This is a genomic window from Streptomyces sp. NPDC017529, assembly GCF_044329785.1.
In the GTDB taxonomy this organism is placed as follows: Bacteria; Actinomycetota; Actinomycetes; order Streptomycetales; family Streptomycetaceae; genus Streptomyces.
Map to the genome: position 1 here is coordinate 87,720 of NZ_JBIRJY010000016.1, position 21,528 is coordinate 109,247.

The 21,528-nt window shown below is 71.1% G+C and carries 14 protein-coding genes; 5 read left to right on the top strand and 9 right to left on the bottom strand.

Annotation, left to right across the window (positions count from 1 at the left end; all coding sequences use genetic code 11):
- Positions 1-101: 101 nt before the first annotated feature.
- The 7 genes from ACH4K4_RS30290 to ACH4K4_RS30320 form a co-directional block, all read right to left on the bottom strand.
- Positions 102-407, bottom strand: a complete 306-nt coding sequence (locus tag ACH4K4_RS30290) for a hypothetical protein (RefSeq protein WP_398171680.1) — start codon at positions 405-407, stop codon at positions 102-104.
- A gap of 241 nt (positions 408-648) precedes the next feature.
- Complete coding sequence (locus tag ACH4K4_RS30295; RefSeq protein ID WP_398171681.1) at positions 649-846, bottom strand: hypothetical protein; 198 nt, start codon at positions 844-846, stop codon at positions 649-651.
- A gap of 220 nt (positions 847-1,066) precedes the next feature.
- Positions 1,067-3,478, bottom strand: coding sequence for a lantibiotic dehydratase (locus tag ACH4K4_RS30300; protein WP_398171682.1), 2,412 nt, complete (start codon positions 3,476-3,478; stop codon positions 1,067-1,069).
- 94 nt (positions 3,479-3,572) lie between these two features.
- Positions 3,573-5,516 (bottom strand): AMP-binding protein, encoded by a 1,944-nt coding sequence (locus ACH4K4_RS30305; RefSeq protein ID WP_398171683.1) that lies wholly within the window; start codon positions 5,514-5,516, stop codon positions 3,573-3,575.
- Positions 5,513-6,760, bottom strand: coding sequence for an acyl-CoA dehydrogenase family protein (locus ACH4K4_RS30310; protein WP_398171684.1), 1,248 nt, complete (start codon positions 6,758-6,760; stop codon positions 5,513-5,515). The genes ACH4K4_RS30305 and ACH4K4_RS30310 overlap by 4 nt, the downstream gene beginning before the upstream one ends.
- 99 nt (positions 6,761-6,859) lie before the next feature.
- Positions 6,860-10,144 carry an amino acid adenylation domain-containing protein gene (locus ACH4K4_RS30315; protein WP_398171685.1) on the bottom strand — a complete coding sequence of 1,095 codons (3,285 nt, stop codon included), beginning with the start codon at positions 10,142-10,144 and terminating at the stop codon, positions 6,860-6,862.
- 42 nt (positions 10,145-10,186) lie between these two features.
- Positions 10,187-11,410, bottom strand: coding sequence for a cytochrome P450 (locus ACH4K4_RS30320; RefSeq protein ID WP_398171686.1), 1,224 nt, complete (start codon positions 11,408-11,410; stop codon positions 10,187-10,189).
- 315 nt (positions 11,411-11,725) lie between these two features.
- On the opposite strand from ACH4K4_RS30320, the gene ACH4K4_RS30325 reads away from it, so the two are divergent.
- Both ACH4K4_RS30325 and ACH4K4_RS30330 read left to right on the top strand, forming a co-directional pair.
- A complete protein-coding gene (locus ACH4K4_RS30325) occupies positions 11,726-12,454 on the top strand; it encodes a DUF5819 family protein (protein WP_398171687.1) in 729 nt (242 codons plus the stop codon).
- Entirely contained in the window at positions 12,454-13,524 is a 1,071-nt protein-coding gene (locus tag ACH4K4_RS30330) for a hypothetical protein (RefSeq protein WP_398171688.1), read from the top strand. The genes ACH4K4_RS30325 and ACH4K4_RS30330 overlap by 1 nt, the downstream gene beginning before the upstream one ends.
- Before the next feature lie 1,227 nt (positions 13,525-14,751).
- Here ACH4K4_RS30330 and ACH4K4_RS30335 read toward each other — a convergent pair.
- A complete protein-coding gene (locus ACH4K4_RS30335) occupies positions 14,752-16,023 on the bottom strand; it encodes a glycoside hydrolase family 18 protein (protein ID WP_398171689.1) in 1,272 nt (423 codons plus the stop codon).
- Positions 16,024-16,520: 497 nt separating this feature from the next.
- Here ACH4K4_RS30335 and ACH4K4_RS30340 point away from each other — a divergent pair, with 497 nt between their 5' ends.
- The gene (locus ACH4K4_RS30340; RefSeq protein WP_398171690.1) at positions 16,521-17,693 is read left to right on the top strand and encodes an acyl-CoA dehydrogenase family protein; all 1,173 of its coding nucleotides are present in this window, start codon (positions 16,521-16,523) and stop codon (positions 17,691-17,693) included.
- 90 nt (positions 17,694-17,783) lie between these two features.
- On the opposite strand, the gene ACH4K4_RS30345 is transcribed toward ACH4K4_RS30340, so the two are convergent.
- A complete protein-coding gene (locus tag ACH4K4_RS30345) occupies positions 17,784-18,977 on the bottom strand; it encodes a pyridoxal-phosphate dependent enzyme (RefSeq protein WP_398171691.1) in 1,194 nt (397 codons plus the stop codon).
- Between the two features lie 266 nt (positions 18,978-19,243).
- Here ACH4K4_RS30345 and ACH4K4_RS30350 point away from each other — a divergent pair, with 266 nt between their 5' ends.
- Both ACH4K4_RS30350 and ACH4K4_RS30355 read left to right on the top strand, forming a co-directional pair.
- Positions 19,244-20,404 (top strand): hypothetical protein, encoded by a 1,161-nt coding sequence (locus ACH4K4_RS30350; RefSeq protein ID WP_398171692.1) that lies wholly within the window; start codon positions 19,244-19,246, stop codon positions 20,402-20,404.
- Positions 20,401-21,501 (top strand): phosphotransferase family protein, encoded by a 1,101-nt coding sequence (locus ACH4K4_RS30355; RefSeq protein ID WP_398171693.1) that lies wholly within the window; start codon positions 20,401-20,403, stop codon positions 21,499-21,501. Before ACH4K4_RS30350 ends, ACH4K4_RS30355 begins: the two co-directional genes overlap by 4 nt.
- Positions 21,502-21,528: the final 27 nt, after the last annotated feature.

The window sequence follows — 21,528 nt, forward strand, 5'->3', positions numbered from 1 at the left end:
TCTCGCTTGAGGCTTTTCAGGACGTCTTTGGTCCTCGGAATACTTGTCACGACTGCCCCCCTGTCGGATGTCCGGTCAGCCGTGCAGGGCCGACCTGTCACTCAGTCGAACAGCGGCGCCAGCATGTGCGGGCCCGCGAGAATGCGCCATGCAGGAACGCGGACAACTCGCTCGACGCTGCCGGCTTTCGCACCCAGGCCGCCGGACGTCAGCCCGATCAGCAGGCGGGCACGCTCGTGCATCAAACGCAGGCGCCGTGCAGGATTGCGGCCGGGCGGTGCTCCGACGTCTACGAGTACGGCGGTGTCGCCCTCTGGTGCGGTGAAAAGCAGGTCGACGCGCTGCCCGCCGATCATGGCATCGCGTTCCAACTCGGCGACGCCTCGTGAAGTGGGGAACTGCTGCACGGTGTCGGTGAGGTCCGCCCTGCTCGTAGAGCTGGGCGATCGGCTCGGCCCTGAGCCGTTTGCCGTGCTTGGCCGTCACCGACAGCACCGCCGGCATGGGCAGGCCCTCGGTGCGCTGCTCGCGCTGCAACTCCTGCCACGCCTGACGCAGGATCTGCCGGGACATGTCGCCGCCGTAGTTCGACTCCACCGTGATGGCGTCCGCACGCAGCTCGATCGCCAGCAGGCACGCCTCCCGGCCTCACGCGTCGCCGGAGCGGTCATCGAGGACGTACAGATGCCCGGCCCGGTCGCGGGCGACGGCCACGATGCCGGTCTCGTCGCCGACCGCCGACTCCCCGCCAGCTGGGTCGACGGCGACGACGATGCGCGCCAGGTCGATGCCGCGGAAGCGGGCCGCACTGATGCGATGGTCAGTGATCCACGGCCACTGCCACACCCCGCCTTCCTGCGGCCGGGGCTGGCCTGGGCCCGGTCATCAAGGATGCCTCCGCCCCGGAAGCGGCCTGACCATTTCCGCCCGCGGTCACGCCGTGTGCGAGGCGTGCGAAAAGACGCGCCGCTGATCAACGCGGTCTTCTACTTTGCGCTCGCGGCCTACCTCAGGTGTCGGTACAAGTCATCAGGGCGCCGTCGGCCCACGATTCACCGGACAGCTTTTAACCCTCTCGGCCCAGCAGCGGGTCGACGGCAATGATGCGCAGTTCCGAGGCGTATCGTTCGCCAGCGTGGTCGGTGAGCCAGGTTTGGTTGGTGCCGGGAAGCATTTCGGTGAGGGTGATGGTTGCCTCTGGGGTGTGCTGAAGGACGCGCCGGGTGGCGCGGGCGAAGAGATTGACGAGCGGAATGCTGGTGAGGTCCAGGAAAACCGGCTTGGTTTCGCCGGGGATTTTGGCGAAGAGGCGGTCGGGCAGGCCGTTGTCGGCGCGCCAGGATCGGGCGGCGAGGAAGCGTTCCGGTTCCTTCCGTAGCGAGGCCCAGGTCAGTTCCGCGACGGGCAGGGTCCAAGCCTCCCGGGTGATGACAAGGTTGTCGATGGTGACCCGGCCCCGGTGGCGGGCGGCAGGCAGCGGGCGGAAGCTGTTGACGGTGACGCCGGCGAGCGGCTCGCTGAGCACCTCCAGCAAGGGCGCGCGGAAGGTACCCGCGCCGTCGTGGACTTCCAGGGCTTTTGGTTCGTCAGCGACGTGTACGAAGAGGTCGGCGAGCGCCAAGAACCTGCCGGGCGGGTCCATGCAGGGGTTTCGTGTGCTCCAGTACACGGTGTCGTGGGCCGGCATGGCCGTGGGTGGGGTCAGCCGGTTGCTGATCGAGATCCACCAGTCGGATTTCGGGGGCACCATGTAGATGCGCCGACCGCCGTGGTCCGCCGCGTCCCGGGCCCGCAGCTGCTCCGGAGCAGGGTGGTGTTCGACCGCGGTGCGGTTCTCCAGGCTGTTGAAGGCTACGTGCAGCTCGCCCAGGACGGCTTGGTAGTCGCCGCGGCGGACCGCTTCCTGGGAAGGCGCGGCGATCATCACGTCTGGGGAGTGGTGGACGGCCGTCGACACGGCGGGGCGGGTGGCGGGGAATGCGTCCCGGGCCCGGTCGGCGATCTGCCGGGAGGCGAGCCGGACGGGTTCACCGCCTTCGTGTCGGGCTGCCTCGCCCAGGACCTGCCTCCATCGCTGTTGAAAATCCTGGACAGCGGTCTGGACTGGTGCCGGAAGGCTCCCCATGGCGAAGGCGAGTTGTGGTCCGGCGAGATCCAGCAAGGCGGCGAGCGGCAGATCGGTTCCTGGGTGCCGGACGGTCCAGTCGCGGTGCAGTTTCCGGAAGTACGCGGCGTATTCGGCTGCGATGCGATTGGCGAGCCATCTGGCGCTGTCCAGTACGAGACCGAGCGGGGCGGCCAGTTCGTCGCGGAGGGCCGTGCCGAGTTCCGCCCGTACGTCGCGGACGGTCTCCTCGAAGACGATGGTGCGTCCCGCGTAGGTCTGTCCGTGGAGCCGTACGGCGGACTGGTCCGTGACCTGCTCGAACTCGGCGTTGAGCTTGCCGATTGCCGTGACGAGGGCGTCGGGGGCGCCCGCGGCCCGGCCGACGTCGGCCTGTGCGCCGAGCAGCCGGTCCACGACGGCCAAAGCCCGCTTCCGCGCGGCCGGGTCGCCGATGGTGGACAGCTTCTTCCGGAGGGTGATCTCCGGCCGCATTTCGACCGGCCCTTCGAGGCCGAGCGTGATCAGCCCCGCGTCACGCAGACCGGTCAGTTCGGTGACGATGTCGGCTTCCGCAGGGTAGGGGCGGCCCGAGCCGGCCAAATCGCGGGCCAGGTCTGCCGCGGGCCGGCTCCCGTCGCATGACTTGAGCAGCGTGGCCTGGGCGGGGGAGAGCGGCAGCGGGGAGCCCCAGGGCCGCCGGGCGAGGCCGCCGGAGATCAGCAGCGCGGGGTCGCGGCACGGGAGAAGCCAGCGGGTCAGGGCCGGGTTCCGGGCGAGTGCTTCGGCGACGGCGTCGACCGCCCAGCTCTCGAAGTAGACCGCGCGCCGGCGCAGGAAGTCCGGCCCCGGTGTGACCCGCAGCCGGTCCTGCCGCTGTCCTGCCGCGTCGTCCTCGTCCGGCTCCGTCCATACGGCCCAGCCCACGGGGCCGAAGAAGCCGATGGTGTCGTTCTTCAGCGCGTAGCGCTGAAGGTGGGCGACGATCGTCTCCTCATGTCCGCGTCCCCGTCGGTTGCGCGGCTCCCCTCGTGCCGCCTTGTCCAGGCAGTCGGAGACCAGGGCCTGGTTCTGCCAGGCGACGGCCTCTCGGAAGCGGCCATCGGCGGCTGTCCGCCGGATGACGCCGCCCAGGCGCGCCACCGCCGCGTCGAAGGCGGCACGGTAGTCGTCGGTCGAGGCCGTGCCGCCCAGGAACGCGTCGGCGGTACGCGCCAGGGCGGGATCGGCCAGTTCCTCCACGAGGCGGGCCGGGAATCCGGCGCCGCGCAGGAGGACATCGCGCCACAGGTGCCAGCCGGTGGTTCCGAGCGGCACCAGGCCGGTGGGGCGGGGGCCGGCTGTGGAGCCCGGGGGTGGTTGTTGCCGGTTCATCGCTGGCACCTGTCGGCTCCTGCCGGTCGTTGCGGTTCGGGGGCGGTGACGGATCCGGTCGGAGCTGTCCGTGGGGCGGGAGGGTCGGAGCGGTTCATTCGGGACGGGGTACGGCACGGCGTTCCGCGACGTGCCGGGCGATGGCGGCGAGGTCGGGTCGGCGCAGCACTTCTGCCACCTTGAGTCGGACGCCGAAGGCCGCTTCCAGGGTGTGGACGAGTTTCATGGCGGCCAGCGAGGAGCCGCCGATGCGGAAGAAGTTGTCGCCAGGACCCAGGCCCTCCATGTGCAGCAGGTGTTCGCAGGTGCGCACGACCAGCGAGGTCACCTCGGGCGGCGCGGAGTGGGGCCCGTCGGTTCGCGCCGCGGCGGATCCGGCTGCTTCCGGTTGCGCGGCGGTGCCCGGTGCGGAGCATCTGTCGAGCAGTGCCCGGCGGTCGACCTTTCCGTTGTCCGTACAGGGGAAGGCGTCCACGATACGCACGTCCGAGGGGATGGCCTGGGCAGGCAGCCAGGTGCGCAGGCGCCGTACGACTTCTTGCCCGTCGATGCTGGTGCCGACGGCCGGGCGCAGGAAGGCGACCAGCCGTCCGGTGGTGTCGTCCGCGTGCTTGTCGGCCACGACCACGGCCTGTCGGACACCGCAGCCGCACCGTTCCAGAGCGGCTTCCACTTCGGCGGGTTCGATGCGTACTCCGCTGATTTTGACCTGGTCGTCCAGGCGTCCGAGGAATTCCAGGACTCCGTCGTCCCGCATCCGCACCTGGTCGCCCGTGCGGTAGGCCCGTCGGGCCACCCCGCCGCTGCTGAGCACGAGGGGCCCGAACCGCTCTTGGGTGTCACTGACGCGCGAGAGGTAGCCGACGGACAACTGCGGTCCGGCGAGGACCAGTTCGCCGCTTTCGCCGCGGGGAACCGTATGGCCGTCGGGGGCGACGACACCCACTGTCATTCCGGCGGTCGGCTGACCGATCGGCGGAGCGCCGGTGCCGTCCCCTTCCACCGGGGGGAAGACCTGGCGGGTGACGCAGAAGACCGTCGCTTCCGAGGGCCCGTAGACGTTGTGCACACAGGCCGTGGTTCCCGGCTGCGGCCAGGACCGGAGCCGGTCCCCACCGACGAAGACGTGCTTGAGCGCCAGTCCTTGTGGCCACGGTCGGTCGAAGAGGAGTTCCGCGACCGGGGTGGGCAGAAAGGCGTGAGTGATGGCCGTGGACCGCCACCAGTCGGCGGTGACGCCGACCGAGTGGGCCATCTCGCGCGGCAGCGGCGGGATGCAGAGGGTGGCACCGTAGGCCAGGGCCATCCAGACTTCCGCCTGGTGGGCGTCGAAAGCGGGCCAGAGGGCGAGGGCGTGCCGGTTGCCGGGCCCCAGCTCGTACACGCGGCCGCACCCTCGTAGGAAGGCGGCCAGCGCCTCGGAGGGAATACCGACAGTCTTAGGCACGCCGGTGGTTCCGGAAGTGGCGACCGCGTACGAGGATGCGGCGCACAGATGTCGTGTGGGGACAGAAAGCTGAGCTCGGCCTCCAGGGAGGCGGGCGGTGTACGCCACCACCGAAGGAACGGACGGACCGGGCAGCCGGAGCTCGCGGCCCGGGCCGTGACCGGGGACCGGCGGCGGGGCGCCCACCCCGGTGATCAGGCAGCCGGGGGGCAGGTCCTGCAGAAGCTGTTCGACGCGGGCCACCGGCGGTTCGGGGCCCAGGGCCAGGTAGACGGCGCCGAGACGCGCCGCTGCGACGGCCACCGCGACCAGGGCCGGGGAATTGTCGAGGCACGCGACGACGGGCTCGCCGCGGCTCACGGCTGGGGCCAGGTGCCCGGCGAGTGCCGTGGCGGCCTCTTCCAGCTCGGCGTACGTCCACCGTCCGGGCCCCCAGTCGACGGCGAACGCCGCAGGTGTTGTCGCGGCCCAGTGCCGGTACCAGTCGTAGGGGCCGTCGCCGGGAGCAGGAGACGGCGGTAGGGCAGGTCCGTTCGCGACGCTCGGCGCGGGCAGCTTCCCGCTGCCGGGCGGCCTGGCACGGGTGTTCATCCGGTGGCCTCCTCCAGGAGCTGCGAGGTGGATACCTCGTCGCCCAGCCCGGGAGGGGGCTGGGCAGGGCTGCCAAGGCCCAGGGCGTGGGCGGCGATGACTTTCTGGATTTCGGTGGTGCCGCCGACGATCGGCATCATGCGCGCGTAGCGGTAGAGGAATTCGAGCGGGTGGCCTTGCATGTAGGCCCGGCCACCCAGGACCTGGAGCGCGCGGTCCACCGTCCGGTTCAGAGCGCCGGCCGCTGTGATCTTGGCTTGGGCCGCGCTTTCGGGCGGCATCTCTCCGTGCTGGTCGAAGTGGCGGGTGCAGGCGAGCGTCAGGAGCTTCGACGCCTGAAGTTCGGTGCTGGAGGTGACCAGATGCTCCTGTACGTGCTGGAACGTGCCGATGGGGCGGCCGAACGCCTGCCGGGTGCGGGCGTGCTCGATGCCCAGGCGCAGGGCGTACTCCGCGAGCCCGTTGCAGTCCGCTGAGGTCAGTACCCGCCCGCGCGGCAGGCTCAGCATCCCGTGGCCCACGGCCAGATGGGCCCGTTCGGGGCCGCCGAGGACCGCGTCACCGGGCAGGCGCACGTCATCGAGCAGGACTTCGTACAGCGGTTCGCCGTACATGGCGCGGAAGGACTGCTTCGCGACGAGCCCCGGGGTGTCGGTCTCGACGATGAACACGGCGGTGCCGTCCGGGCCGCCCCGCTCGGTGGTGGATGCGAAGACCAGCAGGATGTCGACGACATCGAGGTTGCTCAGGTAGATCTTGTGGCCGTTGAGGACCCAGTCGTCTCCCACCCGGCGCGCCCTGGTCGACAGACGGAAGGTGTCCGAGCCGGCGCCGGGTTCGCTGAGCCCGAGGCTGCGCGCCTTTTCCGCCCGGACCAGGGGGGCCAGATAGCGCTGCTGCTGTTCCTCGGTGCCGTGCGTGAGCAGCGGGCTGGGGCCCTCGGGGCCGGGCAGGGCGAAGAGGGCCAGCGGGCAGCCGCTGCTGCCGGCGAGGTGCCGCAGTACGGCCATGGCTGTCAGCGGCAGGTCTCGGCCGCCGAGGTGTGCCGGGTACTCGCCTCCGTAGAAGCCCAGGTCGGCCGAGCGGCGGCGTACGTGGCGTTTGATGTCCTGGGGAACGTGCTCGGCGGTACGTTCTCCGCACTCGTCCCACAGCGGTTCGAGCTCTTCGGTGACGAAGCGCCGGAACGCCTCGATGGTGGCGCGGTGCGGGGCTTCGAAGACGTCGGTGAGGCTGGCGTTCACCAAGGGGATCCTTCCTGTGCGGGGCCGGGCCGGGCGGTGTCGGCGTGGCCGCCCCCAGGTCGGGGCGTCGGGGCAGCCTGCTCCTGCCGGGCGCGGCTGTCAGGCGGTCGGGAGGTGCTGTGCTCGCAGCCAGTGCTCCAGTGCGTCGGCCTGTGGGCCGAACACGGGCCGCTCGAAGACCAGGCGCAGGGGAGGCCGGGCTCCCAGCCGGCTCTCCAGCCAGCTGATCAGGTGGATGACGAGGAGGGAGTGACCGCCGACCCGGAAGAAGTGCGAGTCCTCCCCGAACCCGCCGTGCCCCAGTACCTGGTGCCACGCCTCGGACAGGGTCGCCCGCAGCCCGCCCGTGTGCCCCTGCGGTACCGCGCGGGCCATAGGGTCCGTTTTCCCGCCTTCCTGTTGGCGATGGTTGTGGGGAGGCGGCACCGCCTCGCGGGCGAGCAGGCCGAGGGCGGTACGGTCCGGTTTCCCGCCGGGGCGTGTGGGCAGCGTTTCCAGCCGCACCCACAGGGCCGGGCGCAGGGGGGCCGGCAGGCGCTCGGCGATGAGTTCCGCGAGGCGCGCGGGCTCCGTCCCGGCATCGCAGTAGAAACCCACCAGCCGCGGGCCGGAGGGGCCTGCAGCATCCTGGACGACCGTGCAGGGAACGTCTCCGATCACTTGGCGGGCGGCAGCCTCGATCTCTTCCAGCTCGATACGGTGGCCGCGCAGCTTGACCTGGTTGTCCGTGCGGCCCAGGAAGACGAGGTCGCCAGCGGCGTCGACGAAGCCGAGGTCGCCGGTGAAATAGGCGCGCACCGTCTGTCCGTCGGCGTCGGTTCCCGGCAGTTCGCCGAACCGGGCCGCCTCCGCCTCCGGCGCGTCGAGATACCCGTCGGCCAGTGCGGCACCCGAGATGACGATCTCGCCGGTCATCCCGTAGGGCACGGGCCGTTGCCGCGCGTCGACGACATGGATGCCGGTACCGGGGAGCGGGCGCCCCAAGGGCACTTCACCGTGCACGCGGTCGGCGTCCTGCGCGGTGACCTCGTGGACGGTGGAGGTGACGGTGGCTTCGGTAACCCCGTAGGCGTGGAAGACGGAGCCGCCGAAGGCCGCCGTTGCCGTGCACAGGCCCTGTACGGCCTCGGTCCGCAGACGTTCTCCGCCCAGCACCAGCAGCCGGGGCTCCCAGCGCCGCCCGCGCAGGCAGTCGAGCAGCCGTTCGCGCACCGCCAGGTAGTAGCTGGTGGGAAGGTTGGCGACGGTGACACCGCGGGCGGCGGAGAGCGACACGAAGGCTTCGGCGTCCGGCAGTTCGCTGCGCAGCAGTACCACGCTGCCGCCGGCGTACAGGGTGGGCAGGATCTCTTCCAGGGACACGTCGAACCAGGGCTGGGCGAAGGCCAGGGCGCGGTCCTGGCCGGTCAGCCCGTAGCGCCGGGTCAGAGCCGACACGTACGACGCGAGCGCCGCGCGGCGGACCACTACGGCTTTCGGTGTTCCTGTGGAGCCCGATGTGTGGATCAGGTAGGCCGCGCCGTGCAATGTGCGGGCGTTGGCGGGCACCGGCCGGGCCCGGCCGGAGCGGTCGTTGCCCGGCGATACGAGCGCCGCTTCGTCGTCGATGGTGAGGTGCGGGCACCCGTCCGGCACGTAACCGGAGCCAGCCGTGATCACAGCTGCCGGGCGCAGACGGTCCAGTGTCGTTCGGCGGCGTTCTGCCGGGTCCCCCGGCGGCAGCGGACAGGCCACGGCACGCAGTCGCAGACACGCCAGGAGTGCCACTACCGAGGCGGCCCCCCGGGGCAGGAGACAGGCGACGAGATGGCCTTCTTCGACACCGTGGCGGCGCAGCGTCCCGGCGAGCCGCTCCACCCGGTCGGCCAGGGTGCCGTAGTCGCAGGTGCGCAGGCCGCTCAGGAGAGCGGGGCGTTCGGGGGCGTGGGCGGCCACCGCACGGCACAGATCGTCGAGCAGACCGGGCTCTTCCTCCCCCGCCTCCATGAGGACCGGACCGCTGTGCTCATCGTCCGCGGGCGGCACGAGGGCCGGCGCCGCCAGGTCCGGGACGGCTCGCAACATCCCGAGCGGCGTCTGCGGCCGGGCGAGATAGTCGTGGAGCAGCGCTTCGAGGCGGTCGTGCAGGGCCTGCACGTCCTCCTGAGCCAGGAAGTCGGCATCGTAGTCCCACACGAGTGTCATGCCGCCCTGCCCGTCTTTGGGCCCCACGGTCCGCCGGCTGTCAGGCAGAAGTACCACGTCGATGTCGAACCGGGCGGTACCGAAGGTCACGCCTTCCTCCACCGACACGTCCAGTCCCGGTACCCGGAAGGCCGGCATGGCGGCGTCGTGGGCGCTGAACATCGCCCGGAACAGCGGGTTGCGAAGGTCGGCGGCGTAGCATCCGAGCGCGCGGGTGACCTCTTGGATGGGCGCGTCCGCATGGGCGAGCCCGCGCACGACGCTCTCCGCGACGTCATCCACCACCTCGTGTGCGGGGAGCTCCGGTGCGGCGTCCAGCCGTACCGGCATGGTGTTGACGAACATGCCCACCGTGTGCTCAAAGCCTTCGGGTCGGGTGTCCACCGCCGTACCCAGGACGAGTCCGGAGCCGGTGCTGTGCCGGCGCAGCAGCTCCCCGAACAGCGTCAGCAGCGTGACGAAGGGCGTGTGCCCGTGGCGCCGGCTGACTTCCCGCAGGCGGCTTGCCGTCGGCACGTCGATGCCCATGCGCAATTGGGTACCGTTCTCGCCCCGTGCCGGGCGTCGGGCCAGGCCGGGCAGGCGAAGTCCGGTGGGTGCGTCTGCCAGCACGGTGGCCCAGTGCTCGATGCTTTTGCGGCGTTCCGGTGCGGAGCGGGCGCTTGCGGCGGAGGCCAGGAACTCCTCGTACGAGCGCGCCGGGGGAAGCTGTGCCGCGGTGCCCTTGAGCAGGCCCGTGTAGAGGGTGAACAGGTCGTGCAGCAGGACGGCGAACGAGCGGCCGTCATGGATCAGATGGTGCTCGGTGTGCAGGAGCTGGTGATGACGGTCCGAGAGCTTGACGAGCGTCCAGCGCAAGAGCGGAGCCTCGTGCAGGGCGAAGGGAGGGACCGCATGCTCCCGCAGCACCTTGTCGTACGGCGCTTCACCCACCTGGGCGCCCGTCAGGTCCGCGGTCGCGAACCGGGGCGTGCAACGGCTCGCGGCCTCCTGCTCGGCGGGCGCTGCCCCGGTCGTGGTGAGGGCGAGCCGCAGCCCCGGGTGGCGGTCCAACAGGCGCGCCAGGGCTTCGCGCAGCACTCCGGTGTCGAGCCGGCCCTGCAGGTCGATCACGGCGGTGAAGTGGTATGCGGAACCGCCCGGGAAGAGCTGTTCGTGGAACCAGACGATCTCCTGTGAGGGAGACAGGGGCAGCGGCATGGCCTCTCCTCGGTACGGGGGGTGAAAAGGCGGGAGGCCGCGTCACCAGGTGACGGGCACTGCCGTCGGCGTTCGCAGGATGAGTCCGTCGGTCCAGGCCAGGTCGGAGGGTTCGACGGCGAGGGACAGGGTGGGCAGGCGGGGGGCCAGAGCCTCCAGCGCCGCGGTGATCTGTGCGCGGGCCAGCAGGGTGCCCGGACACATGTGCTCGCCGGCGCCGAAGGCCAGATGCTCCGTACCGGGTTCGCGCGCGAGGTCCAGGCGGTCCGGGTCGGTAAAGCACCGGGGATCCCGGCCCGCGGCGTGCAGGGCGATCACGACCAGGTCGCCTCGTTCGATGACGGCACCGCCGAGCTCGACGCGCGCGGTGGCGATACGGGCGACACCGCGGACCTCGATGAGGACGTGGCGCAGCAGTTCTTCGACGGCCGTGGGCAACAGCCCGGCCGGATCCTCCGCCAGCCGGCGGGCCTGTTCGGGATGGCGCAGCAGGTCGACGGCGGCGAGCCCGAGGAAGCTGGTCAGTGTCTTGTGCCCGACGGTCAGCAAGAGTGCAGTCACGTCCAGTAGCTGGCCGTCGCTCAGAACGCGTTTGTCGTCGCAGGCGGAGACCAGGGTGCTCAGCATTCCGCCGGACGGCTGCCGGCGCTCGCGAGCGACCTCGTCCGCCAGGTAGGCGCGCAGTTGCTCCCAGCCTTCATGGAGTTCGGCCGCACCGCGGCTGTTGAAACTGAAGGCCAGCTCCGCCCAGTGGGCCAGCCGTTCCTCGTCGGGACGCGGCAGCCGCCCGTCCTGCCGGGCCACGCTCAGCCCCAGCACGCGGCACATCACCGCCAAGGGGTAGGGCGCGGCGAAATCCGCCATCAGATCCGCCGGCGGCCCGCTGCTGATCATGTCGGTGAACAGCCGGTGTGCGAACCGTCGCAGCCATGGCCGGTGCTGGGCGACCCGCCGCCGGGACAGGTGGCGCATCACCTCGCCTGCGATGCCTGCCTCCGTCAGGAGGCGCATGCCGTTGAAGGCATCAGGGGGCACGGTGGCCTCCTGCTGACGCGGGCCGGTGGGGGCCGCGATCAGATCGCGGTCGAAACGCGCACTCTCCAGGGCAAAGCGGCACTCGGTATAACCGGTGACCAGCCAGGCCAGATCCCCGGTGGGCGTGGTGACGCGGGCGACGGGCCGTCTTCGGAGCAATTGGCGGTATTCCCCCTCCAACTCCAGCCGTCCACCGGGGAAGGGGTAATCACTGAGGGCTTCTGTTTCCACGGTGAAGTGATGGGTGCCTTTGTGCACCGGGAAACCGCGGCGCACACCAAACGCCCGGTTAGGGGGAAGCGGATGCTGATCGCGGGCACGAGGCGTTGCGGAAGGTGCGCCTGCACGCCGGGGCTCGTGCGCCGTGGACCCGCCGACCGCCCCGTGCGCGACGCCGGCACAGTGCTGCGGGGTTTGCGGCCTGCCCAGTCCCTCCGTCGGGTGAGGTGGCTGGACACCCGCCACGTCCGGCCCGTGCAATGGTCCCCGTGGCCTTGCACGAGCGGCTGTGGCCGCTCGAAGTTCCGTCCGGGCAAAGGAAGCTCGATGAGCCCGCGCACTCCCCCTCCCGACGACGCCGGTGCTGCCGCGCCGCCTCGCACACCACCGCCCGGCCTCCCGCCCCGGTTGCTCCTGCTATGGGCGGTGTCGCTCACCGTCTCAGCCGCGTTCTGCACCGCCTGCCTGGTGTTCAACGCCCCGCCCTCACCTGTGCGTGACCGGCTCGTGCCGTCGGCCGACGCCGTCTTCGGCCCCTGGTTCGGGCAGAGCTGGTACCTGTTCGGAAAACAGATCCCCGAGGAACACACACAGGTGGTGCTCACCGCCCGTCTCACCGAGTCGGCGCACCGTGCCGGCCGCACCGTGGAGTGGGACCTCAGCCATGAGATCGTTCCCGTCGCCGCCGAACGCTGGGTGCGGCAGAACCCCGACTGGCACGTGCTGCTGTGCTTCCAGCAACACGCCCTGGGCACACGCTCCGACGCCGTCCCGAACGAGGACTTCTCCCGGCGGATGCTCCGCGGCTGGTGCCGCGACGACTTCGTGACCCCCCGCCACCGGGACCGGCCCGGCGCGACATGGGACCGCTACTTCTCGAACTGGGCGACCCGGCTGTCCGGCACCGACCGGATCGCCGCCGTACGCGTACGCCTACGGGCGACCCCGGCCGCCCCCTTCCCCGAGCGGCACTCCGGCCACCGGACGGCAACCGCCACCCTCCACGACACAGGCTGGCGCCCCTACGTACGGCAGGCAGGAGAAGACACCCGGTGATGGCGACCACGGACAACGGCGGGAAACCCGCCCCGCTCCGCACCGACACGCGGATGGCCTCAACACGTACCGGCATTCTCGACGTACTGCACCGTCTGTCCCTGCGGCACCACCGGCTGACCGGCCTGGCGCTCCTGCGCCTTCTGCTCGGCGCGGCAGCCGTGGAGAGCTACCTGTCCGCCTACGCCCGCCACGCCGAACTGTGGGGGCCCGAGGGGTACATCCCGCTGCACCGCTTCCGGGAGACCGTCCACCTGTCCGTCACCTCCGCCTACGCGTGGAACCCCCACCCCGCTTACTTCGAGGCGGTGTACCACCTCGGCCTCCTGGCGGCCCTGGCCTTCTGCGTCTGCGGCGGACGGGTCCTCACGGTGGTGCACCTGCTCCTGTACTGGTCGTTCGAGGTCCGCAACGGACAAGCCCTGGACCACGGCCACCTCCTGGCGCGGTTCCTGCTGACCTTCATGATCTTCACCGTGTGCGATGCCCGCCTGAGCCCTTTCGCAGCCCGCACGCGCAAGCGCCTGGCCGCACGGGAAGGATGCCCGAGTGCGCCGCACATCCTGCACAACTGCGTGGTCTTCCTCATGGTGTTCCAGATCTGCGTCCTGTACTTCATGGCGGGCCTGTGGAAGCTACTCGGCCCCCGGTGGCAGGAAGGCACCGCCTTCTACTACGTCGTCCGCTCACTCAGGCCACCGCCGACGGAACTGCTCACGACGCTGGTCTCGATCCCCGCGATCACGGTCGCCATCTCCTACACCAGCGTGCTGTTGGAAGTGGCCTTCCCCCTGCTCGCCGCGAGTCGCTACCGGTGGATCAGGGAATTGGCGGCCGGCACGGCGGCGCTGATGCACCTGGGCATCATCCCGCTCGTCGGATTGTTCAACTTCAGCCTCGTCATGATCGCCGCCGACACCCTGGTCCTACGCGACTCCGACTACCGGGCCACCAAGGCACAACTCGCCCGGCTCACCCCCCTGCCCCCCAGCCGCGCCCGTAGACACGCACCTCACAGTCCGGCACCTTCTGCCGCTCAAGCCCATCGGACGTGCGGCCCGCCGCAATGATTCAGGAGCGCTGCCGCAAAACGTGCCGCCTTTCGCCGAGAGCAGACGTTGGAGCCCACCCACTCGAATGAGAGGGAACGTGTGTTTTGCCGGACGGAGGCCCTCCTCGCGTCCCTCGTCCATGTGTCGGTCAGCGGCTGTGCCCGGCGGTCCTCACCGCCGTGCTCCGGCACCCCGAATCCAACGCCGTTCGCCGCTTCCTGGATCTGGTCGAGGGACGGTGTCTGGGGACCGGCTGCGTGAAGCAGCCCTGAATCAACTCGACGACGCGGGCCTGACTGACATTTCCCGCGTCGTCCTCGACTTTGCGCACGTACGCGCGAAGAAAGGGGGCGACTTCACAGACCCGAGCCCTATGGACCGGGCGGTTCCTACGGCGATCGGCCCACCGGGTTCGACCGCGAGCACTACAAGAAACGCAACACCGTCGAACGTGCCATCAACCGTCTGAAAGGCTTCCGCGCCGTCGCCACACGCTACGAGAAACGGGCCCACACCTACCTCGGCACCGTCACCCTCGCCGCACTCATCATCTGGCTCCGCACATGATCCGAGAAACGGCGCCTAGTGGTCTGATCACGCTGCTACCTGCAGGTGCTGGGCATGCCGCGTCGATGTCGTCGGCCTCCTGGGAGGGGGCCGAAGGGCGCAGAGGGCGTGGGTGATCGAGACGGAGGTGTGGCGCGGCGACGACCATGCCATCAAGACGGCAGGTTTGTAGGAGTCCTGCTACGGCGTCGAGCACGATCATCGCAGGCGCGCCGGCTCCGGCCTGACTCACCGCACGGTCCGCACGCGGAGCGAGGGCCGATCCACCTATGTAGCGGCCCGGCCGATAGGACGCTCAGCCTCGCCCGGCACGGTGACGTTTTTCCGGCTGTCAGCCCCCGGCCGTCCGGTCCGCCTCACCGGAGGGTGGTCGCCAGTCAGTTGTCCGTGATCGACTGAGAGACGAGTGGGAAATCGGCACGGCAGACCTCTGCGAGCTTCTGACGGAAGGTGCCGGTACCTGCGAGAAATTGCCGAGTGGGTGCGGGTGTACGCCGACGAAGCCCGGCCCGTGGAGTACGGGCCGGGCTTCGTCGGTGAATGCGTGTCCGCTGCCGCCGCATCGCTGTGAACCGGCAACTCCCACAGCGACGCGGCCTGTCCGCCCCCGTGAACGGTGGTGGACAGGCCGCGGCAGCCCCAACCGGCCAGAGCGGCGCCGTGCCGCTCAGTGACCGCCTACTTGATGGCCTTGATCAGCTCGCCGTTTGTCGTGTCGCCGCTCAGTTCCCAGAAGAACGTGCCGCCCAGGCCCTGCTGGTTCTTGTATGCCATCTTGGTGCCGATGGTTTCCGGGGTGTCGTAGCTCCACCACTGGGTGCCGCACTTCGCGTAGGCCGTGCCGGCGACCTTGCCGGTGGCCGGGCAGCGGGTCTTGAGGATCTTGTAGTCCTCGATGCCCGCCTCGTACTTGCCGGGCGCCGCGCCCGTCGCCGTGCCGCCCGGGGCGTCCTGGGTCACACCCTGCCAGCCGCGTCCGTAGAAGCCGAGGCCCAGCAGCAGCTTGTTGGCGGGGATGCCCAGGCTCTTGAGCTTCTTGATGGTGTCGGTGGTGTTGTAACCGGCCTTGGGGATGCCGTTGTAGGAGGTCAGCGGCGAGTGCGGGGCCGTCGGTCCCTTGGCGTCCCAGGCGCCGAAGTAGTCGTACGTCATCGGGTTGTACCAGTCGACGTACTGGGACGCGCCCTTGTAGTCGGCGGCGTCCAGCTTGCCGCCGGGCGAGGCGTCGGCGCTGATGGCCGCCGTCACCAACTTGCCGTTGAACTTGGCGCGCAGTGCCTTGAGGAGGTTGGTGAGCGCTTCTCGGCCGCTGGTGTCGCAGGTCAGGCCGCAGGCGTTCGGGTATTCCCAGTCGATGTCGATGCCGTCGAAGACGTCGGCCCAGCGCTTGTCCTGGACCAGGTCCAGGCAGGACTGCGCGAACGCGTTGGGGTTCTTGGCGGCCTCGGCGAAGCCGCCCGACCAGGTCCAGCCGCCGAAGGACCAGATCACCTTGAGGTTCGGGTGCAGCTTCTTGAGCTTGCGCAGCTGGTTGAAGTTGCCGCGCAGCGCGCCGGCGTCCCAGGTGTCCGCCTTGCCGTCGACGCTCTGGTCGGCGGTGTAGGCCTTGTCGTAGTCGGCGTACGCGTCGCCGATGGCGCACTTGCCGCCCTGGACGTTGCCGAAGGCGTAGTTGATGTGGGTCAGCTTGTCGGCCGATCCGGACGTCTGGATGTTCTTGACGTGGTAGTTGCGGTCGTACACGCCCCAGTTGGTGAAGTAGCCGACCACCTTGCCGCCGGCCGCCGTGGGGGTGGCCGGTGCGGACGCGGTCGTCGCGGCTGACGCGGCGGCGGGGGAGTTCGCGGTGGCCGTGCCGGCGAACAGGCTGCCGACCAGGGCCGCCGTACACAGCGCGGTGGTGGCCGCGATCAGTCGGCGCGGCGATCGCGAGCGGAGCGGTCTGAGCATGTCGTCTCCTCGGAGGGGGGTCGAGGGGGTACTGCCTGACACGCGTCCCGAATTGGCATGAACGCGTTGAGTGTTGGGGGAGAAGGTAGAAGGACTAGACCAGTGTGGTCAATGGTTTGGACCAATTTCGCGCTGCGTACAGCCGCCGTTGGTCCTGCCGGACAGCCGGGAGTGCGGGGGTAACGGCCCAGGTGGCGGGGCTGGGGGAGGGGGCGGAAGGAGGACGGGAAGAGGGTGCTGCCTTGCCGTTCGTTCGGGTGGGCGGGCGAAGCCGCTGGTGCGGGGGTGACGAAGTTCGCCGGGCAGCGGAACAAGATCGCTGTCAACCGGTGACGGGAAGCTGTCGATCGGGCATACTCACAGCGCCACAGCTGCAGGTCACCGCCCTCCGCGATCCGGTGGGAGATCATCGGCTGAGCACTGCTGTGTACGTCCGGCGACGCCGCCCCACCCTCGCGCGCGTCGTCGTAGCGCCCGACAGGGAGGAGAGCGCCGCCATGACCGAGTACGGCCCCCGGCCGGTGGACCGCAGGCTGCCCACCGAGGAAGCCCGCGACCTGCTGACGCTGGTACGGGACCTCGTCGAGCGCGAGATCAAGCCGGTCGCGGCCGAGCAGGAGGACGCCGGCCGGTTCCCCCGGCAGACCTTCACCCTGCTCTCCGAGTCCGGACTGCTGTCCCTCCCGTACCCCGAGGAGCACGGCGGCGGTGGCCAGCCCTACGAGGTCTACCTGCAGGTGTTGGAGGAACTGGCCGCAGGGCGGCTGACCGTGGGTCTCGGTGTCAGCGTGCACACCCTCGCCTGCCACGCGCTCGCCCGGTTCGGCACCAAGGAACAGCGCACCACCCACCTGCCCGCCATGCTCGGCGGAGGTCTGCTGGGTGCCTACTGTCTCTCCGAGCCCTCCGCCGGTTCCGACGCCGCCTCCCTGTCCACCAGGGCGGTCCGCGACGGTGACATGTGGACTCTGGACGGCACCAAGGCGTGGATCACGCACGGCGGCATCGCCGACTTCTACACCGTGCTGGCCCGCACGGGCGGCAAGGGCGCCCACGGCATCACGGCCTTCCTGGTGCCGGGCGACGCGGAAGGGCTGACCGCCGCCGTCCCCGAGCGCAAGATGGGCATGAAGGGCTCGCCCACCGCCCAGCTGCACTTCGACGGCGTACGGGTGCCCGACGCCCGCCGCATCGGGGACGAGGGGCAGGGCTTCGGCGTGGCCCTGTCCGCCCTGGACTCCGGGCGCCTGGGCATCGCCGCCTGCGCCATCGGCGTCGCGCAGGCCGCCCTGGACGAGGCGCTGGCGTACACCGCCTCCCGGAAGCAGTTCGGCCGCCCGCTCGCCGACTTCCAGGGCCTGCGCTTCATGATCGCCGACATGGCCACCCAGATCGAGGCAGGCCGTGCGCTCTACCTGGCCGCCGCCCGTCTGAGCGACGCCGGGCTGCCGTTCTCGAAGGAGGCGGCGATGGCCAAGCTGTTCTGCACCGATGCCGCGATGCGCGTCACGACGGATGCCGTCCAGCTCCTCGGCGGGTACGGCTACACCCTCGACTTCCCGGCCGAGCGCTACATGCGCGAGGCCAAGGTGCTCCAAATCGTCGAGGGCACCAACCAGATCCAGCGCATGGTCGTCGCGCGCCAGCTCGTGGGGCCCGAATCCCTCTGACCCGCGACGGGGCCGGGTACCACCACCGCGTACGGAAGTGGTGCCGGCGGGCCGGGAGCGGGCTGCCGCCGGGGTGTCCCGGCGGCGCGATCACTGCCCGGCCGCGCCCAGCCCCTTCATGCCCGTGGCCGTGCCGATGGCCACCACCAGTTCCGGCAGCTCGCGCAGCAGCCGGCGGGCCGCGGACACCGCGACACTGGACGACACCTCCAGCAGCAGGCCCTGCTCGGCGAGGCGGCGCTGTTCGGCGACGAACTCCTTTTCCGCCACTGCGACGGCCGTGCCGCCGGATCGCCACAGCGCGTCCAGGCCCTGCCAGCACGGGCGTTCCTCGCCGAGCGAGAAGGCGGCGGTGGGGTGGCTCACCACACGCGTGCGCTCCTGGGCCGCGCGGTCGGCGTGGCGCAGCGCCGCGGTGAACGGCGCCGCCCCAGCGGGCTCGGCGGCCACCATCCGCGGCGCCGCGGACACCAGCCCGGCGGCCGCCAGCTCCTGGAAGCCGCGCTCGATCCCCGCCAGCAGGTCCGCCCGGCTCGTCGGTACGACCACGGCGCCGATCCGCCGCCCCGCGAAGTCCCGCGCCAGCTCGTACGCCACCGACTTGTACCCCTCGTTGGCGTACGGGTTCCCGCCGGGGGAAGGCGAGGAGTAGCTGGTCAGCGGGTACCAGCCGTGCTCCTCGACGGCCTGCGCCATCGCGGCGTTGCGTACCCGGAACCCGCCTTCGCAGCGCACCTGCTCGGCACCCAGAAGGTCGATCTGCGCGGCCAGCGCGGGCGGCATGCCGTCACCGCTGAAGACCACACACCGCAGCCCGGCGCGGCCCGCGTAGGCCGCGGCCGCCGCGCCCGCGTTGCCGGACGACGCGGCGGTCACCGTGTCGGCGCCGGTCTCCAGCGCCGCGGCCACGCCGACCGCCATCGCCCGGTCCTTGTGCGAGCCGGTCGGGTTGGCACCCTCGTACTTGACCCACAGCTCGCTGCCGCACTCGGGGGCGTTGCCGTCGCCGAGCGCGGCCGGATCGGTGCGCAACCGTACGTTCGGCGTTCCGCCTTCACCGAGGGTTACCGGCGGCCCGCTGACCGGCAGCGTCTCCGGCCACCCCCAGGGGCCGCCCGGGTAGGACGCGAGATCCAGGCCGCCCAGATCGGCGAGCGGGGGCATCGTGTTGGCACCGATGCCCTCCGCCGCGCACCGGGGGCAGCCGGCGAAGCCCGTCACCGCCAGGCCGCAGCGCAGACAGTGCAGGCTGCTCGGGCCCTGCCCGGAGCTCGCCGTCGTCATGGTGTCCCCCTCGTTCGGTCGCTGCTTCGGTCGCCGGTGTCCGTGATGGCCTTGTCGTTCCACTGTACGGGGCGGCGTACGCCGTACGGGGCAGGCGGGGACCTCCGTGTCAGGCGGGCGCGGGGCGGAGGCGGCCCCTGCCCGCGTGGGTACGGCTATGGCCCGCCGACGGCTCCTGACGTACCGTCAAATGCTTTACGCGGGACGGAGGACCCCGCGCTCCACGGTCTCCGGCTCGCGTCCGACCGCGCGTCCAGGAGGTTCCCGTGACCGACCGTCCGATCGCGCTCGACGAATACCCGATCCACCAAGTCCCGCTGTCGATGCGGCATGTCGCCACCGGCGACCGCAACGCGTACGACCGGTGCATCTTCCACGTCGTGGACCACGCAGGCCGCGCGCTGCTCGTCGCCGGCCTCGGCGTCTACCCCAACACCGGGGTCATCGACGCCTACGCCACCCTCCGGCTCGGCGACCGCCTGCACGCCGTACGGGCCTCCGACGCGCTGACCGACGACCGCCTCGCCCTTGCCGTCGGGCCCCTCACCATCACCGTCGACCGGCCCCTCGAACGGCTGCGGCTGCGCTGCGCGGCCGACCCGGCCGACCCAGACGGTCTCTCCTACGACCTCGAATGGCACGCCGCCTTCCCCGCCGTCTGGGAACCGCACCACACCCAGTACCGCGGCGGCCGGCTCATCCTGGAGGGCCGCCGCTTCGTCCAGGCGGGCACCTGTACCGGCACCGTCCGCGCCGCCGGCGAGGAACTGGCCGTCACCACGGGGGAGTGGACCGGCACCCGTGACCGCAGCTGGGGCGTCCGGCCGATCCCCGGCGAGGAGACCGGCCGCGCGGCGGAGGAGGCGCGGCCCGAGGGCTTCCACTGGATCTGGTGCCCGGTCCGCTTCGACGACCGGTTCGTCATGGTCGTCGTCCAGGAGGACGCCGACGGACACCGTACGCTCAACGAGGCGCTGCTGGTCCGCGACGGCACGCCCGATGCCCAACTCGGCTGGCCGTACGCCGACATCACCTACCGGGCGGGTACCCGGCAGCCCGAAAGGGCCGTGCTCCACCTCACCGGCCCGGGCCGCGAGCCGCTCGAACTCGCCGCCGAGATCCTCACCTCCTCACCCCTGGCCGTCGGCGCGGGCTATCCGCCCGCCGACGACTGGCAGCACGGCACCTGGCGCGGACACGGCTGGACCGACCGCCGCACCTACGACCTCGCCGACCCCGCCGCCCATCCCTTGGCCGCCTACGGCGTCACGGACCACGCGGCCCGCTTCACCCTCGAAGGACGCACCGGCTACGGAATCTTCGAGCACGGCAGCTTCGGCCGCCACGACCCCAGCGGCTTCACCGGATACGCCGACACGGCACCGGCCGGCGCGGAGGCGGCGCGACCCGCCGGGGGCCGGTCGTGAGCAGCGCGCCCCGGCCCCGCACCACCACCCGCGACCCCGCGGAGCTGACCCGGCGCCTCTCCGCGTGGCTGGCCGTCCGCCTGCCCGGCGCGCGAGCGGTCGCGGCGACCGTCCCCGCCTCCAACGGCATGTCCAGCGAAACCCTGCTCTTCGACATCGACCACCCCCGTCCGCCCGCCCGCTCCTGCGCGTTGCGCCTCGCCGCCGACATCGCCGCTTACACGGTATTCCCCACCTATGACATGGCCCGCCAGTACCGGACGATGCGCCTGGTCGCCGAGCGCACCGACGTGCCCGTGCCGCCCACCTTCTGGCTCGAAGAGGACCCGGGGCCGCTCGGCGCGCCGTTCTTCGTGATGGAGCGCGCCCAAGGCCGCGTACCGCCGGATGTCATGCCCTACACATACGAGGGGAGTTGGCTGCACGCGGCCACCGACGCGGAGCGCGCTGGCCTGGAAGCGGCCACGGTCTCGGTCCTCGCCCGGATCCACGACCAGGTTCCCGTCGAAGAGGCACAGTTCCTCGCCCTGCCCGGCAGCGGAAGCGCGCTGCGCCGGCACGTGGCGTCCCAACGGGCGTACTACGCGTGGGTCGTCACGGGACGGGAACGGTCGCCGCTCATCGAACGCGGGTTCGCCTGGTTGGAAGACCACTGGCCGCCGGACGCCGAAGACGCCGACGGCACGGTCATGACCTGGGGCGACGCGCGCATCGGGAACATCGTCTACGACGGCTTCGCGCCCGCCGCCGTCCTGGACTGGGAAATGGCCGCACTCGGCCCGCGCGAACTCGACCTGGGCTGGATGATCTACCTCCACCGGTTCTTCCAGGACCTGACGGAGAGCGGCGGCCAGTACGGCCTGCCGGGCCTCCTGCGCCGCGACCGCGTCGAGGAGCGCTACGCGCGGCTCACCGGCCACGAGCCGCGGGCCATGGACTTCCACACCCTCTACGCGGCCCTGCGGCACGCCGTGGTCATGCTGCGCGTGGCCTCCCGGCAGGTTCATTTCGGGGAGGTGCCCGCACCGGCCGACCCGGACGCGCTGATCATGCACCGGGCGACGCTGGAGGCGATGATCGAGGGCCGCTACTGGTGAGGGCCGTCACCGGTGAGGCGGCTACCG